Annotated in this window: 18 protein-coding genes; 9 read left to right on the top strand and 9 right to left on the bottom strand. The window is 54.6% G+C overall.

Annotated elements, in window-relative coordinates; genetic code table 11:
• Positions 1 to 160: 160 nt before the first annotated feature.
• Complete coding sequence (gene modE, locus M2403_RS03365; protein WP_217152980.1) at positions 161 to 943, bottom strand: molybdenum-dependent transcriptional regulator; 783 nt, start codon at positions 941 to 943, stop codon at positions 161 to 163.
• A 188-nt stretch (positions 944 to 1,131) separates the two neighbouring features.
• Between modE and M2403_RS03360 the strand changes: the two genes are divergently transcribed.
• The 4 genes from M2403_RS03360 (at position 1,132) to modC (ending at position 4,229) form a co-directional block, all read left to right on the top strand.
• Entirely contained in the window at positions 1,132 to 1,290 is a 159-nt protein-coding gene (locus M2403_RS03360; RefSeq protein ID WP_152325463.1) for an AcrZ family multidrug efflux pump-associated protein, read from the top strand.
• Positions 1,291 to 1,475: 185 nt separating this feature from the next.
• Positions 1,476 to 2,249, top strand: a complete 774-nt coding sequence (modA, locus tag M2403_RS03355) for a molybdate ABC transporter substrate-binding protein (protein ID WP_165059500.1) — start codon at positions 1,476 to 1,478, stop codon at positions 2,247 to 2,249.
• Positions 2,250 to 2,476: 227 nt separating this feature from the next.
• On the top strand, positions 2,477 to 3,166 hold the full coding sequence (gene modB, locus M2403_RS03350; protein WP_104922867.1) for a molybdate ABC transporter permease subunit: 690 nt from the start codon (positions 2,477 to 2,479) through the stop codon (positions 3,164 to 3,166).
• A 1-nt stretch (position 3,167) separates the two neighbouring features.
• A complete protein-coding gene (gene modC, locus M2403_RS03345; RefSeq protein ID WP_152325465.1) occupies positions 3,168 to 4,229 on the top strand; it encodes a molybdenum ABC transporter ATP-binding protein ModC in 1,062 nt (353 codons plus the stop codon).
• On the opposite strand, the gene M2403_RS03340 is transcribed toward modC, so the two are convergent.
• Complete coding sequence (locus tag M2403_RS03340) at positions 4,226 to 4,480, bottom strand: helix-turn-helix domain-containing protein (protein ID WP_152325466.1); 255 nt, start codon at positions 4,478 to 4,480, stop codon at positions 4,226 to 4,228. The genes modC and M2403_RS03340 overlap by 4 nt on opposite strands.
• 143 nt (positions 4,481 to 4,623) lie before the next feature.
• Between M2403_RS03340 and M2403_RS03335 the strand changes: the two genes are divergently transcribed.
• Entirely contained in the window at positions 4,624 to 4,896 is a 273-nt protein-coding gene (locus tag M2403_RS03335; RefSeq protein WP_217152996.1) for a helix-turn-helix transcriptional regulator, read from the top strand.
• Positions 4,897 to 4,960: 64 nt separating this feature from the next.
• On the opposite strand, the gene M2403_RS03330 is transcribed toward M2403_RS03335, so the two are convergent.
• Positions 4,961 to 5,782 carry a pyridoxal phosphatase gene (locus tag M2403_RS03330; RefSeq protein WP_152325467.1) on the bottom strand — a complete coding sequence of 274 codons (822 nt, stop codon included), beginning with the start codon at positions 5,780 to 5,782 and terminating at the stop codon, positions 4,961 to 4,963.
• A gap of 182 nt (positions 5,783 to 5,964) precedes the next feature.
• Here M2403_RS03330 and pgl point away from each other — a divergent pair, with 182 nt between their 5' ends.
• Positions 5,965 to 6,966 (top strand): 6-phosphogluconolactonase, encoded by a 1,002-nt coding sequence (gene pgl, locus M2403_RS03325; protein WP_152325468.1) that lies wholly within the window; start codon positions 5,965 to 5,967, stop codon positions 6,964 to 6,966.
• Between the two features lie 254 nt (positions 6,967 to 7,220).
• Positions 7,221 to 8,732: a methyl-accepting chemotaxis protein gene (locus tag M2403_RS03320; RefSeq protein WP_195814145.1), complete on the top strand. Its 1,512-nt coding sequence runs from the start codon at positions 7,221 to 7,223 to the stop codon at positions 8,730 to 8,732.
• Positions 8,733 to 8,805: 73 nt separating this feature from the next.
• On the opposite strand, the gene M2403_RS03315 is transcribed toward M2403_RS03320, so the two are convergent.
• From M2403_RS03315 to M2403_RS03305, 3 genes are all read right to left on the bottom strand, one after another.
• A complete protein-coding gene (locus tag M2403_RS03315) occupies positions 8,806 to 10,086 on the bottom strand; it encodes a putative acyl-CoA thioester hydrolase (RefSeq protein ID WP_195814144.1) in 1,281 nt (426 codons plus the stop codon).
• Between the two features lie 169 nt (positions 10,087 to 10,255).
• Positions 10,256 to 10,951, bottom strand: a complete 696-nt coding sequence (locus M2403_RS03310) for a type 1 glutamine amidotransferase domain-containing protein (protein ID WP_259228558.1) — start codon at positions 10,949 to 10,951, stop codon at positions 10,256 to 10,258.
• A gap of 27 nt (positions 10,952 to 10,978) precedes the next feature.
• Positions 10,979 to 12,016, bottom strand: a complete 1,038-nt coding sequence (locus tag M2403_RS03305) for an NADP-dependent oxidoreductase (RefSeq protein ID WP_208951615.1) — start codon at positions 12,014 to 12,016, stop codon at positions 10,979 to 10,981.
• A gap of 270 nt (positions 12,017 to 12,286) precedes the next feature.
• Here M2403_RS03305 and aphA point away from each other — a divergent pair, with 270 nt between their 5' ends.
• The gene (gene aphA / locus M2403_RS03300; protein ID WP_208951616.1) at positions 12,287 to 13,000 is read left to right on the top strand and encodes an acid phosphatase AphA; all 714 of its coding nucleotides are present in this window, start codon (positions 12,287 to 12,289) and stop codon (positions 12,998 to 13,000) included.
• Positions 13,001 to 13,065: 65 nt separating this feature from the next.
• Here aphA and M2403_RS03295 read toward each other — a convergent pair whose 3' ends face one another.
• Positions 13,066 to 13,845, bottom strand: a complete 780-nt coding sequence (locus tag M2403_RS03295; protein ID WP_208951617.1) for an ABC transporter substrate-binding protein — start codon at positions 13,843 to 13,845, stop codon at positions 13,066 to 13,068.
• A 35-nt stretch (positions 13,846 to 13,880) separates the two neighbouring features.
• Entirely contained in the window at positions 13,881 to 15,035 is a 1,155-nt protein-coding gene (locus M2403_RS03290) for a methionine aminotransferase (RefSeq protein WP_259228557.1), read from the bottom strand.
• A gap of 157 nt (positions 15,036 to 15,192) precedes the next feature.
• Here M2403_RS03290 and M2403_RS03285 point away from each other — a divergent pair, with 157 nt between their 5' ends.
• Positions 15,193 to 16,155 carry a LysR substrate-binding domain-containing protein gene (locus M2403_RS03285; RefSeq protein WP_152325476.1) on the top strand — a complete coding sequence of 321 codons (963 nt, stop codon included), beginning with the start codon at positions 15,193 to 15,195 and terminating at the stop codon, positions 16,153 to 16,155.
• On the opposite strand, the gene bioA is transcribed toward M2403_RS03285, so the two are convergent.
• Positions 16,156 to 17,424: an adenosylmethionine--8-amino-7-oxononanoate transaminase gene (bioA, locus tag M2403_RS03280; RefSeq protein WP_259228556.1), complete on the bottom strand. Its 1,269-nt coding sequence runs from the start codon at positions 17,422 to 17,424 to the stop codon at positions 16,156 to 16,158.
• Positions 17,425 to 17,445: the final 21 nt, after the last annotated feature.

Genomic DNA, 17,445 nt, shown 5'->3' with positions numbered 1-17,445 from the left:
CGGGATTTACTCTGTTGCCGCCCGCCTGAAACTCGAATTATTTAGGGAAATGAATTTTGATTGATAAATTAAGGGATAAGCGCTGCACTCTCTTAAGTCAATTGACAATTCTGCAAAATGTTAACGCTAATTCTGCAAGATTTTGATTTTTATCATCTTTTCAGCACAGCGTGGCGAGGATCACCTTGTCATCATCAAACTGCGCGAAGACGTTCTGGCCGGTTTTCAACGCCAGACGGTCAACGTCACTGTTAGGCACCGTGGCGCACAACGTTTCGCTGCTGGGTAATTTTACCAGCACCTCGCAGTTACTTTCACCGCGCTGAATACTGATGACGTCACCCTGCAACGCGTTATGCGGATTTTCTGCCGTATAGCCGAGAGTGATCCACGGCGCTTTAATCAGCACCAGCACTTCTTTGCCCGGCGTCAGAGCCAGACGGTCGGCGCTTTGCTCGGTGATCGCCGCACGAATTTGCGTTTTGCCGTCGGCCAGCATGATGTCGATATGCTGCTGAACAATCTCATGCGAACGGTCAATAACGTTGCCGAAAAACTGATTGCGGGCGCTGGTTTGCAGTGAGAAACGCGAAATCGCCGCAAGCAGGCTGTCGAGCGGCAGGGAGTCTTCTTTCAGTACATCAAAGGCTTTTTGCTGGATTTGCGCCAACAGTTCATACAGCTGAATCAGGCGTTCGCCGTAAGGCGTCAGCACGGCACCGCCTCCGCCTTTACCGCCGGTGCTGCGTTCAACCAGGGTCTGGTCTGCCAGCTGATTCATTTCATTGATAGCATCCCATGCGCTTTTATAGCTGATGCCCGCGAGCTTCGCGCCCTGACTGATTGAGCCGGTATGCCGTACCTGTCGCAGCAATTCGATGCGGCGCGGATCGGCGAACAATCGCTGCTGGAGTTTAAGGGTTAAGAGAATTTCGGCTTGCATTGCAGCGTCCTTATTAGAATCATTATTCATTGTCGCCGTTAAACCCACAGGCAGGCAAGTTGGCTAAATGCTAAAGTAATCACAGTCCCGTACTGTTATTATCCGCAACAGATTGATTTTTCGTTTTGACTTCAAGCACGAAGTCCTACAACGCCTTCGGGCCGTTCAGCCAGTTAAGTGAGGCTATCATGTTAGAATTATTAGAAAGTTTGCTTTTCGCTGCCATCATGGTACCGATTTTCATCGCGGTTATCCTGGGTCTGATCTGGGGACTGGGCGAAATTTTCAACGTTATTTCCAACGTCGGCCACTCTAAAGAGTCCCGAAATACCCCGATTGTAAAATGAGTTAAGGGGTTTAAACCGCTTTCCGAAGAGCCCGGCCATTGTGCCGGGCTTTCTATTTTCAGGGTGAGATCAAGAAACCGCAGGTTCTTAATGTCCGCGGGGATAAAACGGATGACATCATTTTTTTCGACGTTATATTGGTGCTTACATAACGTAACATCTACTTATAAGGAAGAAGAAAACTGATGAAAACCTCATGGGGCAAATTGTTAACTGCTACCGTCATGGTCGCCGGTCTGGGCGTTCAGGCTCAGGCTGCTGAAAAAATTACGGTCTTTGCCGCCGCGTCGCTGACCAATGCGTTGCAGGATATCGCCACGCAATATCAGAAAGAGAAGGGCGTGCAGGTTGTCTCCTCTTTCGCTTCCTCTTCAACGCTGGCGCGCCAGATTGAACAGGGCGCACCGGCGGATATGTTCATCTCTGCCGACCAGCAGTGGATGGACTACGCCATCAGCAAGCAGGAAATCGTTGATAACACCCGTTACACCTTGCTGGGCAACGAACTGGTGCTGATTTCTGCGAAAAGCAGCAAAATCGATAAAGTCGATATTACTGAAAAAACCGAATGGACCAAACTGCTGGGCGACAGCCGGCTAGCAGTGGGCGATCCGGACCACGTTCCGGCCGGTATTTATGCTAAAGAAGCCCTGCAAAAACTGGGTGCCTGGACCACGCTGGAACCTAAACTGGCGCGCGCCAGCGACGTTCGTGCGGCAATGGCGCTGGTAGAACGTGAAGAAGCGCCACTGGGTATCGTGTATGGCTCTGATGCGGTTGCCAGCAAAAAAGTTAAAGTGGTTGGCATCTTCCCGGCAACCAGCCACAAGCCGGTTGAATATCCGATGGCGATTGTGAAAGGCCACGAAAATGCGACCGTCAGCGGTTTCTATGATTATTTGAAAACGCCAGCGGCCGCTGAAATCTTCAGGAAATACGGTTTCACACCGCGCGGATGATCCGTTTATCGCCGAAACCCTGAAGTCATCCCTCCGGGGATGACTTCATATTTGTTCCACGTTGTTATGTAATACTAAAGCGTTGATTCTTTCCTGATGTCGCGAATACAAAATGCCCCGAGCACCCAATCTTGCGTCCCCCTGTGGCGGCTGATTAAAGGCTTTACCTTTTTTGCCGATATTTTATGTTTGCGGCTTCACATTTTATTCAGGACAAATGAACCGACATGATGTTGAGTGAATATGAGTGGCAGGCGGTACTTCTCAGTTTGAAAGTCTCGAGCCTGGCCGTTGTTTGCAGTCTGCCGCTTGGTATTCTGATGGCGTGGATTTTGGTCCGCTGCCGCTTCCCCGGCAAATCCCTGCTCGACAGTATTATCCATCTGCCGCTGGTATTACCGCCGGTGGTCATTGGTTATTTGCTGCTGGTGGTGATGGGGCGACGCGGCGTGGTGGGGCAGTGGCTGTATAACTGGTTCGGCTTCAGTTTCAGTTTTAGCTGGCACGGTGCCGTGCTGGCGTCCGCTGTTGTTGCGTTTCCGCTGATGGTGCGGGCTATCCGCCAGTCGCTCGAGGCCGTCGATCCCAAACTTGAACTTGCTGCCCGGACGCTCGGTGCGTCGCCGTGGCGGGTGTTTTTTACCATCACGCTGCCGCTTTCGGTGCCCGGCGTTATCGTCGGCATCGTGCTGGCCTTCGCCCGTTCACTGGGTGAATTTGGCGCGACCATCACCTTCGTTTCCAATATTCCGGGGGAAACGCGCACCATTCCGCTGGCGATGTATACCCTGATTGAAACCCCCGGCGCAGAAAGTGCCGCCGCACGGCTTTGCGTACTGGCGATCCTGCTGTCTCTGGCGGCGTTACTGATTTCTGACTGGCTGGCAAAACGCAGCCGCATACGGCTGGGAGGCTGAAATGCTTGAACTCAATTTCAGCCAGAAGCTGGGTGACCTGGATTTACAGATTTCACAGGAACTGCCAGCGCAGGGCATCACCGCGATTTTCGGTTTGTCCGGCGCGGGCAAAACTTCCCTGATCAACGCTATATGCGGGCTGACCAGGCCGGACTCAGGGCGTATCGCGCTCAACGGGCGAATTTTATCTGACACGCAGAACAACATTTTTCTGCAGCCGGAAAAACGCCGTGTGGGGTATGTTTTTCAGGATGCGCGCCTCTTTCCGCATTATCGCGTGCAGGGAAATCTGCAATATGGCATGGCGCCATCGATGCGCGGCCAGTTCGACAATATCGTCCGTCTGCTGGGCATCGGCGCTTTGCTCGACCGTTTCCCGCTGACGTTATCCGGCGGCGAAAAACAGCGCGTGGCGATTGGCCGTGCACTGCTGACCGCACCGGAAATTCTGCTGATGGACGAACCGCTGGCGGCGCTGGATCTTCCACGTAAACGCGAGCTGATGCCCTATCTGGAGCGTCTGGCGCAGGAAGTCAGCATTCCTATTTTGTATGTGACGCACAGCCTGGATGAAATTCTGCGTCTGGCGGAAAAAGTGATGGTGCTGGATGCCGGTAAAGTGCTGGCGATGGGTGCGCTGGAGGAAGTGTGGGCGAGCAACGTCATGCGTCCGTGGCTGCCGAAAGAAGAGCAGAGCAGCGTGCTGAACGTCAGCGTGCTGGAACATCATCCGCGTTACGAAATGACGGCGCTGGCGATTGGCGACCAGCGTTTATGGATCAGTAAAGTGGAAGAAGCGCCCGGCACGCCGCTGCGCGTGCGCGTGAATTCCACCGACGTTTCGCTGGTGCTGCAACCGACCGCCAACAACAGCAGCATCCGCAATATTTTGCCCGCGAAAGTGCTGGAATGTCTGGACGTGGGCAATCAGGTGGAAGTGAAACTGGCGATGGCCGATCACATTCTCTGGGCACGCATTACGCCTTGGGCGCGCGATGAACTGATGGTTCGTTCAGGCCAGTGGCTGTATGCGCAGATTAAAAGCGTGTCGGTGAACCGTTAAGCTTTTGACGCGTGATACAGCGCCAGAACTTTTTCGGCGAATTTGTCATCGATAATATAGAAATAACACTCCGGCACATTCAGCACGCGGGCGAAATGACACATGGTGTCAAAGTTCGGACTGTAGGTGCCGTTTTCATATTGTGAAACCCGCGAACGTGCGGTGCTTTCATCAATTCCCGCCATAACGCCCAGTTTTTCCTGCGTCAGCTTCGCCTTTGTTCGGGCAGATTTCAGTCTGTATGAGATCATCGTCAATAACCACAAAAAGAGTATTGACGTTATGTTTAGCATTACTTAACATCATTGTTGTTTAGAGTTACTAGACATCGTAAAGTGAAAGTGTAGTTCACTTTTCTGAATGCCGTACAGACAACAAAGGATGAACGATGAGAATGGAAGATGACTGGCACCCGGCAGATATCATCGCCGGGTTACGTAAGAAAAGAACCACGCTGGCGGCGGTATCGCGGGAAGCCGGTTTAGGTTCCTCGACGCTGGCAAATGCGCTGGCGCGTCCGTGGGCAAAGGGCGAAATGATTATCGCTAAAGCACTGGGAGTTCCGCCGTCGGCTATCTGGCCGAGCCGGTATTTTGATGCACAGATGCGATCGATTCCGCGCTTCATACGGCCCGTAAAAATCAAACCCGAATTAAAGACCGACTGATGATTTTGTGGCAGAAAAAACGCCTTCCTCTGTAGCAGGGGAAGGCGCGAAAAAAACGCAGGGATTAGTTGAGGACTTTCGTGCGGATAACGTCTGCAATGCCCGGGGTTTCGTGGTCGCCAATGACCAGTGCCGCGCGTTCTTTTATCGCATCCGCCGCATTGCCCATCGCCACGCCCAGACCGACATTTTCCAGCATACTCAGATCATTGTAGTTATCGCCGAACGCGACCACATCCTGCATGCTCATGCCCTGAGATTCGACCCATTCCTGTAAGCGACGGCCCTTGCTGTTGCCGCCTTTCGCCACGTCTACCTGATCGTGCCACGACCATTCGCAGGCCAGACCCAGATCGTTTTCCACCTGTGCGGCAAACGTATGCAGCGCATCCAGATCCTGATGCGACGTGGCAAATTTCCAGATGGACTGCGCCTCGTCTGCGGCTTCACGCAGGCTGTTAACCTGAACGATGTTCGGACGCTGATGTTCCGGCAGGCTCTGACCCCAGGCAATCGAACGGGTCACATGGCCGCTTGGTTGCTGATACAGCATCGCATCATCGACATACAGCAGGCCGTGAATGCCGTGATGATCCAGCAGGTCGATGACTTTTTTAGCTTTCACGCTGTCGAGCGGATCGGAAGTTAATACTTTACGTGCCTGATAATCATACAAATAAGTTCCGTTACAGCAGATAGCAGGTGTATCGAGCTCCAATGCCTGATAAAACGGGTGGATTGCCACATGATGGCGACCGGTGACGACAACCACTTTAATGCCTTGTGCGCGGGCATCGGCCAGCGCAGCAAGAGATTCAGGAAGAATACGTTTTTGACGGTCCAGCAGCGTACCGTCGAGATCGAGCGCAATAATGCGATAAGTCATGAGCAGTCCATCGTAAGTGTGGGTGGATCGAAGAAATTATCATCATGTTACCGTGTTAAGCCTGCTAATTAAACCTTGGATCCGGCACCTTTAGTGCCGCCAGTGCGTTGAGTTATCGTGTTAACCTGAGCTACGCTTTTAAAAAGTCTACCCACTCATTCGGTTTTTAATAAGGAGATGTGATGAAGCAAGTCGTCTACGTTGCCAGCCCTGATAGCCAGCAAATCCACGCTTTTCATCTGGCGGATAATGGTGAACTGAGCCTGCTGCAAACGGTGGAAGTGCCGGGACAGGTTCAGCCGATGGTGCTCCATCCTGACGGTCATCGTTTGTATGTCGGCGTGCGCCCGGAGTTTGGCGTACTGACGTACCATATTGACCACGAAGGGAAACTGGAAGAAGCCGCGATGGCTCCGCTGCCGGGCAGCCCGACGCATCTGGGGATCGATCTTCAGGGGCGTTTTGTGTTCTCGGCTTCTTACAGCTTCAACAACGTCAGCATTCATCCGCTGGATGAAAAAGGTCATGCGCTGGCACCGGTTCAGGTTCTGGAAAACATCCAGGCGCCGCACTCTGCCAATATCGACCCGACCAATCAGTTGCTGATGATCCCGGCGCTGAAAGAGGACCGTATTCGTCAGTACGATTTCAGCCAGAAGGGCGAAGCGACACCACATCAGACCTCCAGCGAGCTGCGGACAGCTGAAGGTGCCGGTCCGCGCCACATGGCATTCCACCCGAATCATCACTTTGCCTACTGTGTAAATGAGCTCAACAGCAGCGTTGATGTGTACCAGAAAGACGTCGGCACCGGCGAATATCGTCAGGTTCAGACACTCGGCGTGATGCCGGCTGATTTTACCGGCACCTGCTGGGCGGCCGATTTGCACATCACGCCGGACGGAAAATTCCTCTACGCCTCAGACCGTACGGCCAGCCTGATTTCTGTTCTGTCGGTTTCCGAAGATGGCAGCGAGCTTACGCTCACAGGGCACCATGCGACGCAAACTCAGCCGCGGGGTTTCAATATCGACTTCACCGGCCAGTACGTGATCACGGCGGGCCAGAAATCCGATGCCATTGAAGTGGCGAAAATCAATCCGCAAAACGGCCAGCTAACCACGCTGAAAACCTACCCGGTGGGCAAAGCGCCGATGTGGGTAAGCATTCTGGAAATTGATTAATCACTCTGGTGTATTAGTGAGATTGTCTAATGTTTATGTTTTAACATCTCAATAATACCGCCACGGAATAATGATCAAGCCCCTGTAATAAGGGGCTTTTTTATTGCCTGAACCTTTCGGGCGATTGATAAGAAATATTTTAACTTCTCTCTAAATGTTAATCATTGCCGGTCGATAACTCTCCCGTTATTCACTCATTCTTCGGTGGCATTGCCACTTCAGAGTCAGTCCATTTGGAAATCAGGGAGAAGAAAATGAATGTACTTTCAGGGATCGCTGGCAAAGTTCGTCATGCCACCATCGCTGGCAAACTCGGTGCCGGTTTTGCACTGGTGCTGTTGCTGGGATCCTTTATCGCTGTGTCGGGTATTTATCATCTGACCAGCATCAACCAACGCGCCGAAAAGGCCACGCTGCTTAAAACCGTTAACGATTTGCTCAGCGGTGCAAAATTTTCCCGGCTTTCATACATGGCCAGCAAAGACCCAAAATATGTTGAGGAAAACCGCCAGGCGCTGGATAAGCTCGAAGCCCGGCAGGCGCAGGTCGCGGCCTATTCCTGGGATGCCGAAGATCAGCCTCTGGTGGACGCCATGCCTGAAAACATCCGCCGTTACCGCGAAAGCTGGCAGCAAACGCTTAATCCTCCGGCTGGCAGTGATCTGCAACAAATCACCGCACAGCTGGCGCAGGCCGGGCTGGCGCTGACGTCCGCATCCAATACGCTGCTCGATCATGAAATGGGCAACCTGCACGAAGAAGTCACCCGAACCATTCAGGAAATGCTGGCGATTATCGCCGCGACGGTGATCGTGGGCGTGCTGATTTCCTGGCGCACGACGCGCGGGCTGACACTTCCGCTGCGCCGCACACTTGCCACCGCTGAACGGATTGCCGCAGGCGACCTCTCAACGCACGCCACCAGCCACAGTCATGACGAAGTGGGGCAACTGACCCGTGCGATTGAAGGCATGAATAAAAACCTGCACGGCATCATCGGTGATATCCGGGAAGGGGTGACTCAGGTCACGCGTGCCTCGAGTGAGATTGCAGCGGGTAACATTGATTTGTCGGCGCGTACTGAAGAACAGGCGGCAGCGCTGGGGCAAACGGCGGCCAGCATGGAGCAGCTCACCTCGACGGTGAAACAGAATGCCGATAACGCCACGCAGGCCAGCCAGCTGGCGTCCGATGCGGCCGTGACGGCAGCACGCGGCGGCAAACTGGTCACCGACGTGGTGGGCGTGATGAAAGAGATTGCCGTCAGTTCGAAGCAAATTTCTGAAATCACCACCGTCATCAACAGCATTGCCTTTCAGACCAACATTCTGGCGCTGAATGCCGCCGTTGAAGCGGCGCGTGCCGGTGAACAGGGCCGCGGCTTTGCGGTGGTTGCCAGCGAAGTGCGCAGCCTCGCGCAGCGCAGCGGGCAGGCCGCTAAAGAGATCGAAGGGTTAATCGAAAAATCGGTGACCAACGTGAATAACGGCTCAACGCTGGTGGAAAAAGCAGGCGATACGATGGAAGAGATTGTCGGTTCCGTCCGTCACGTTACGCAGATCATTCATGAGATTGCGTCGGCGTCGGATGAACAAAGCCGGGGGATCAGCCAGATTGCGCTGGCCGTGGCCGAAATGGACACCGTGACACAGCAGAACTCCGCGCTGGTTCAGCAGTCCGCCAGTGCTGCGGCGTCGCTCGATGAACAGGCGCTGAATCTGGAACGCACGGTTTCGGTATTCCGTCTCGGCAATGAAAGGGCATAACCGGTAAGATTTTCAGGTAAAAAAAATGCCGCCGGAGTTTCCTCCTGCGGCATTTTTATTGCGTCAGACTGAATTACTTCGCAGGCTGAGTCAGCACATTGTTGTACTGCCACAGGCGGTTGAAGTTGGTGTCATTCAGGTTACGCTGCTGTTTTTCATCTTTCGGCACGTTGCCCACAAACGGATGACCGGAGAAGACGGCGTCGCCCCATGGGTTCATCTGGTCGTAGCTGTTGTCGAAGCTGCTGTCGCGAATGACCAGCTGGCTGCTGGCATCGTTAGCATCCCACGCGCGGCCCATTTTCGCTTTTGCTGCCTGCTCGAAACCCCGGTCGCCGGTCAGATTGCTGTCGATCACCAGGAAACCGTAAGGTGCTGTGGCTGGCGTATTCGGTGCGAAGATGGACGCCTGTTTCACGCCGCGGCTGCTGACGGTGTGGAATTCAACGTGGTCGAATACGGCATTAGCACGACCAAACACGTAATCCACATCACCCACGATCAGGCTGTTATGCACGTAAGCACGGCTGTAACGGCTGTTGTCGGTCTGGTTGTGGATGTTGGCGGTGTTCACCATAAAGGTGTTCTGGCGGCCAATCAGACGGACGTTGTCGAGAATCACGTTGTCGCCGTCGGTACGCAAAGCAACGGCTGAATGATCGCCGCCGTCAACGGTATCAAGCAGGGCGTTACCAATGGTCAGGTTCTGCACTTGCAGGCCGTTGCTTTGTGACCAGACGGTCGCCGTACAACCTGTGCCGATGGTTTCGGTCGTCAGATTCGCACAGTTCTGGAACATATAGAATGCGCGGTCACCCGGCAGGAACTGGCCGTTAGGGCTGACGGTTGCGCGGTACGCCGCTGGTGCCGCAGAGGCTTCCAGCGTTTGCGTCAGCGTGACATCCGCAGAGCTGTTACCGGCCCCGAATAAGGTCACTGGCGGCGCGCCAGCCGGAATGTAAACCGCGCCGTTATAAGTGCCCGGCAGGATTTTAATGAAAATACGCTCACCGTGGTTACGCACGGCCAGTGCGGCATTTACCGCCTGTTGTACGGTGGAATACGATGCGCCATCGGTGCCTAACTGCGGGCCAACCACAAAGTTGGTTTTAGCCGCGTCAGTGCTTGCCAGTTTAGGGAACCAGCCCTGTTGCTGAACCTGCAAAGAAGGGCCGCCAAAGGCCAGATAATTTTTCGCTGTAAAGTTGGCCGCTTCGTCCGCTGATAACACGGGCAGTGACGCGGTGCCCGGCGCAACCTGGCTGGATAAGCCTTGATGGCTGCTGCTACATGCCGCCAAAATCAGGCTGGCGGACAACATAGCGCACGCGCGTGACAGGGTGGAAATTTTCACTGTGACTGACTCCTTGATGAAGAAAGTTATTCTTTTTTTCAATGTCGCGGCCATTGCCGCAATAAAAAAACGGCGGCCAGTAAAACTGACCACCTTTTCTGCGTCTTTTATACCACAGGAATCAGCTGTATATCACTGTCAGTGATGCTTTGCCGCAAGCCGCGTCAGATCATTTGCTGATCTCTGCGCCGCCCAGCAATTTCAGCAAGGCTTGTGCGACGGCTTTGGACGAGGCCGGATTCTGCCCGGTGATCAGCTTACCGTCGGTGACCACGTACGGACGCCAGTCAGCGGCTTTGCTGTAATCGCCGCCGTGCTTTTTCAGCTCGTCCTCCACCAGGAAAGGCACGATGTCCGTCAGCCCGACGGCGTCCTCTTCGCTGTTGCTAAACCCGGTCACGCGTTTGTCTTTGACCAGCGGCGTGCCATCGTCAAGCAGCACATTGCGCAAAACGCCGGGCGCGTGGCAAACGGCGGAAATCGGTTTGCCTGCCGTCCAGAACGCCTTAATCAGCTCCACCGAATGCGCGTCTTCCGCCAGATCCCACAACGGGCCGTGGCCACCGGGATAAAAAATAGCGTCGAAATCAGCAGCATTCACCTCCGCCAGTTTCACCGTTGTGGCGAGCGCGTGTTGAGCGCTTTTATCCTGACGAAAACGCGCCGTGGTTTCAGTCTGGGCATCCGGCTCATCGCTTTTCGGATCCAGCGGCGGTTGCCCGCCTTTCGGCGACGCCAGCGTGAGTGTCGCGCCGGCATCCAGAAATTCGTAATACGGCGCGGTGAATTCTTCCAGCCAGAAACCGGTTTTCTTGCCGGTTTCGCCGAGTTTATCGTGCGATGTCAATACAATCAGTAATTTCATGTTACCTCCTGTGGACGCAGTCAGGGATCAATCCTGCCCGACACGAACGACCAGTTTGCCAAAGTTTTTACCCTCAAGCAGACCGAAGAACGCCTGCGGTGCGTTTTCCAGCCCTTCAACAACATCTTCGCGGAACTTCACTTTCCCTGCTTCAAACCATTCGCCCATCTGCTTTGCAAATTCCGGATAACGATGGCCGTAATCATCAAAAATAATGAATCCCTGCATGCGCAGTCGCTTTCTCAAAATCGTGCTGGCAAGCAGTGACAGGCGGTCGTGACCTTCTTTCAGGCCGGTGGCGTTGTATTGCGAAACCAGACCGCATACCGGAATACGGGCTTTGGTATTGAGCAACGGAAGAACCGCGTCAAACACCGCGCCGCCGACATTTTCGAAATAAACGTCGATGCCGTCAGGGCAGGCGGCTTTGAGACGTTGATCTAAATCCGGCGCGCGGTGATCTAAGCATTCGTCGAAGCCGAAATGCTCCACGGCGTAGCGGCATTTCTCTTCACCCCCGGCGATACCCACCACGCGGCAGCCTTTGATTTTACCGATTTGTCCGACCAGGGATCCGACCGGCCCGGTGGCTGCGGCGACCACCAGCGTCTCGCCCGGTTTCGGTTCGCCGATATCCAGCAGCCCCATAAACGCGGTGAAGCCCGGCATCCCCAGCACGCCCAATGCCAGAGACGGTTGCTTAAGCGCAGCGCCTTCCAGCTTTTTCACTTCATCCGCGTTCACGACGGCGTAATCCTGCCAGCCGGTTCTGCCCATGACGAGATCGCCGGTCTTAAAATCCGGGCTGTGGGATTCCACCACGCGGGACACCCCGCCGCCGGTCATCACTTCACCGATTTGCACCGGCGCGGCATACGAAGGCGCGTCGGACATCCGCCCGCGCATGTAAGGGTCAAGAGAAAGCCAGACGGTGCGCAACAAAAGCTGGCCTTCTTTGGCCACGGGCAGCGGGGCTTTTTCCAGACGGAAATTGTCATCAACAGGTTTACCATGAGGGCGGGACGCCAGAACGATGCGGCGGTTTTCAGACTGAGATTGAGACATACCAATACCTTCCCGTTTCATATAAGAGAGTTAAAAGTCGACGTAATTGGGAATAAGTATAGGACGCGAAGTTGTTTTCGCATGAAGCGGTTTATGCCATGTTCTTATGAGTCATGCGTTTTATCCCCAAACTGTGACCCTCATCTTTTCCTATGACTTTGTCCGAGAAATCCCTTTAAGTCTGTTAAGGGCGCAGGTATGTTCGGTAAGGTTTTTGACCACTTGCTCCGTTTTATCTTTCAGATTAATAAGCATAAAAAAGGGATCCCGATGCATAAAACACCTCTGGCACTCAGTGCCGTTTTCCTGCTGCTCAGCCTTGGCCAAACGGCGACGGCAAAAGACGCTGCGCCCGCACCGCTGTATCCGGGCGTTAACGTTGCACAACTCGCCCAACAGTCGCCGGTTCACTGGGTTTCTGTCGCGCAAATTGAAAACAGTCTGCAAGGCCGTCCGCCGCTGGCGGTGGGTTTCGATATCGATGACACGGTGTTGTTTTCTTCGCCGGGCTTTTACCGCGGCCAACTGGAGTTTTCTCCGGGCAAACAGGACTATCTGAAAAACCCGAAATTCTGGGAAAAAATGAATAACGGCTGGGACGAGTTCAGCATGCCGAAAGACGTGGCGAAAAGCCTGATTGCCATGCACCTCAAACGCGGCGACAGTATTTATTTCGTTACCGGGCGCAGTGAAACCAAAACCGAATCCGTCACCAAAACCTTGCAGAATGATTTCCAGATCCCGCAAGACAAAGTAAATCCGGTGATTTTTGCCGGTGACAAAGCCGGGCAGAACACCAAAACGCAGTGGCTGAAAGATAAGCAGATGAAGATTTTCTACGGGGATTCGGACAACGACATCACCGCCGCACAGGCCGCCGGTGCGCGCGGCATCCGCGTATTACGTGCGTCAAACTCCAGCTATAAACCGTTACCGCAGGCCGGCATTTTTGGCGAAGAAGTGATTGTGAATTCTGAGTACTGAGAAGAAAAGACAGGCTGTGGCAGGATTTGCGCCTCACCAGAATACAGGTGAGGCGCAGAAAATAATTACTTCACACTCACATCAATATCGCCGAAATATTTCTTCGAAAGCGTCTTAACTACGCCGTCGTTCTGTACTTTGGCGATAGCGGTGTCGAGTTTTTCTTTCAGCGCGGCATCACCTTTGCGCAGGCCGAAGGCAATGCCGCTGCCGAGGATTTTATCGTCGCGCACGGCGTCGCCGACAAAGCCGTAATCTTTACCATCAGGACGTGACAGGAATCCGCTCTGGCCCGCCGGAGCCAGCACTAACGTGCCGTCCAGACGCCCTGAGGACAAGTCCAGATATACCTGGTTCTGATCCTGATAAGAAACAATATCCACGCCTTTCGGTGCCCAGTGCGCCTGCGCGTAACTTTCCTGAATCGAGCCCTGCAACACGCCGATATGTTTGCCTTTCAGCGCATCAACGGTCGGCAACAGGCCGGAATCTTTTTTGGCAATCAGCTTCGTCGGTACGCGGTAAATCACGTTGGTGAAATCAATCGCCTGACGACGCTTTTCGGTTACGTTCATGGCGGAGTTGATTGCATCGAATTTACGCGCCTGAAGGGCGGCAATCAGGCCATCGAAAGAGGTGTCGTACCATTCGCATTTCACGCTGGCCGCGGCGCAAACGGCATTACCCAAATCAATATCAAAGCCCTGCAATTCGCCGGTGGCGCTTTTGGATTCAAACGGCGGATACTGCGCTTCCAGACCGAATTTCAGCGTGGAACCGTCTGCCAGCGCAGAAAAAGAAGCCACGGCACAACCTAACAGCAATGCGATTTTCAATTTTTTCATTATTCACAATTCCCCTGCGGTATCAGAAAGTAGGCTCAGACGCGACACAGACGGCGTGCGCCTTCATACAACGTGTCGTTATCTTTGGCAAAGCTCAGGCGGATAAGCCCGGTGGGTTTGTTATTACTGTAAAAGGCCGACAGCGGGATGGTAGCAATCTGGTGATCCCGGATCAGGCTCAGCACAAATTCATCGTCGGTCAGCGGGCTGAAATGACTAAAACGCGCCAGCATAAAGAAACTGCCACGGCTTGGGAGTAATTCAAAGCGGGATTCGCTCAGCGCTTCCGCCAGCAAATCGCGTTTTTTCTGATAAAAATCCGCCAGACCGAGATAGCTTTGCGGATCGGACAGCGCTTCGGCAAACGCAACCTGCATCGGCGTGTCGGCGGAGAACACCATAAACTGATGCACTTTGCGGATTTCGTCCATCAGTTCCGCCGGTGCCAGGCAGTAGCCCACGCGCCAGCCGGTGACGTGATAGGTCTTGCCGAACGACGACACAATGACGCTGCGCCCGGCCAGCTGCGGATGGCAGGCCATGCTTTCGTGGCGCTCGCCGTCGAAAACTACGTGCTCGTAAACTTCGTCCGATAAAATCACGATGTCAGTGTCTTTGGTAAGCGCCGTCAGACGTTCGATGTCGAAATCAGTGAAAATTGCGCCGGTTGGGTTGTGCGGGCTGTTGATGATGATCATGCGCGTGCGGCTGTTGATGGCGCTCGCGACCTGATCCCAGTCGATGCTGAAATCCTCCATCGACAGGCCAATCGCCACCGGTTTTGCGCCCTGTAAGCGGACAATTGGCGCGTAGCTGTCAAACGACGGCTCGAAATAAATGACTTCATCGCCCGGATGCACCAGCGCGCTGATGGCGGAATACAAGCCTTCGCTGGCGCTGGCAATCACGGTGACTTCGCTGTCGGCGTCATAATGGCAACCGTAAAGCGCTTCAACTTTGGCGGAAAGCGCATGGCGCAGCGCGGCCACGCCGCTCATCGGCGCATACTGGTTATGACCGTCGCGCATGGCTTTGGCAACGCTGTCGATAAGCGCAGGCTGGCAGGAGAAATTCGGTGCGCCCTGCGATAAGTTCAGGGCATTGTGCTCGGCGCTCAGCTGGCCAATCACGGTGAAAATAGTGGTGCCGACATCCGGTAATTTAGACTGCGGCGACATCGCGCTTTTCATAGCATTTTCCCCAAAGGAAACAGGCCGGGCGGCCATGAGAAGGTTAAAACGGGTGTTTAACGATTAAGCAGCAGTTCGCCTGTGCCGACAATGGAAAATTTGTCATACTCGCCATGATCAGCCGTCATGGCTAAATGCTGAATTTACCGGGGGCTCCGTGACACTTTCGCCTGAACTGTCGTATCTGAATGCACTGAATTTACCGTCGCTCAACGTGCTAAAAACCTTTGCCGTCGTCGCGCAAACCCTGAATCTGACGCATGCCGCCACGTTGCTGCACATCACGCAGGGTGCGGTCAGCCGTCAGATAACCGGGCTGGAAACATCGCTGGGGTATCCGTTGTTTTTACGTCAGGCCCGCGGGCTGACGCTGACCCCGCGCGGGGCGCAACTATTACCGCCCGTACAGCAGGCGCTGTCGCTGATGGGTGATGCGCTCAAACGCGTCGGTTCACACCCGGATACGCTGCGGATCAAATGCCCGACATGTTCGATGCGCTGGTTATTGCCACGCGTGATCCAGCTGCAAAACGACCGGCCTGATATGCGCATCGAACTGACGGCCTCAATTGCGCACGGCGTGGATTTCAGCAATGAGCATTTTGATGCCGCCGTGATTTTCGGGCGGCCACCGGAATCGCAGCGCCGCGCGCATCATCTGTTTGACGAAGTGCTGACGCCGGTCTGTACACCGGATTTTTTGCCCCGCCATAAAGGGAAAACTGCGGTTGCCGATCTGGCGGATAAAACGCTGCTGCACCCGACACGCGACCGCCGCGACTGGCTTTTGTGGCTGCGGGAAGAGGGCGTGCAGGGGTTGCCTTCGGAGAAATCACAGCATTTCGACACGCTGGATCTGGCGATTAATTCGGCACTTCAGGGTTATGGCGTGGCGATCGGCGATCTGACGTTAATTGAAGATGATTTGCAGGCGGGCAGGGTGATTGCGCCGTTTCCGCTTTGCGTGGCGAGCGGCGCGTCTTATACGTTGTTGTATCCGGAAAACCCGACGCCCGCGCTGAAAGTGGCAATTGATTTTCTCAATGAACAGGCGCGTCTCAGCCGGGAAAAGCTGAGCGCGCTGTTATCAACATCGCACCGGCTGGTCAGCGCCGTGTGATCAATAGAGGGCGCTGGCAATGGCACCGGTCAGTTTACGGAGTTCTTCCGGCGTGATGATGTACGGCGGCATCAGGTAAATCAGCTTGCCGAACGGACGGATCCACACGCCCTGTTCCACGAAATGTTTTTGCAGTTGCGCCATGTTGACCGGCTGGCGCATTTCCACCACGCCAATCGCGCCGAGAACGCGCACGTCGGCCACTGCCGGATGTCCGGCCAGCGGCAGTAATTCATTTTTCAGCTGTTTCTCGATATTAAGCACCTGCGCCTGCCAGCGGTTTTCCGACAATAAACGCAGGCTGGCATTAGCGACCGCGCAGGCCAGCGGATTGCCCATAAACGTCGGGCCGTGCATGAAACAACCCGCTTCGCCGTTGCTGATCACTTCAGCGACATGCCGCGTGGTCAGCGTGGCGGAAAGTGTCATATAGCCGCCGGTCAGCGCTTTGCCGAGGCAGAGAATATCCGGCGAAATCTTCGCATGGTCACAGGCAAACAGCTTGCCGGTGCGGCCAAAACCGGTGGCAATCTCATCGGCAATCAGCAGCACGCCGTACTGATCGCACAGTTTACGCACCCGTTTAAGATACAGCGGATGGTAAATCCGCATCCCGCCCGCGCCCTGAACCACCGGCTCTAAAATCACTGCGGCAATTTTGCTGTGGTTTTCATCGAGCATTTTGGCGAAAGGCGCAATGTCCGCTTCGTCCCATTCGCCGTCAAAACGGCTCTGCGGCGCGTCGGCAAACAGATGCTGCGGCAGATAGCCCTGATACAAACTGTGCATCGAATTTTGCGGATCGCAGACCGACATCGCGCCGAAGGTATCGCCGTGATAGCCGTTGCGCAGCGTCAGCAGCGTCTGACGTTTCTCGCCGCGCGCCTGCCAGTATTGCATCGCCATTTTCAGCGCCACTTCCACCGCGACCGAACCTGAATCCGCCAGAAACACGCATTCCAGCCCGGCAGGCGTCATTTCCACCAGACGGCGCGACAGCGCGATAGCCGATGGATGCGTGATGCCGCCAAACATGACGTGCGACATTTTGCCAATTTGCTCAACCGCTGCCTGATTCAGTTGCGGGTGGTTGTAGCCGTGGATCGCCGCCCACCAGGACGACATGCCGTCCACCAGTTCACGCCCGTCGGCCAGATGTAAAAGCACGCCGGACGCGGATTCCACCGGATATGCGGGCAGCGGTTTGGTCATGGATGTGTACGGATGCCAGATGTGGCGCTGGTCGAATTCGATATCGGCGGGGCTCATAAAGGATTCCTGCGGGCGGTA

It is taken from the genome of Rahnella sp. BIGb0603 (assembly GCF_024808755.1).
Taxonomy (GTDB): Bacteria; Pseudomonadota; Gammaproteobacteria; order Enterobacterales; family Enterobacteriaceae; genus Rahnella; species Rahnella contaminans.
Note: the sequence above shows the minus strand (reverse complement) of the source record. Positions and strands in the feature narration are given on the sequence as shown.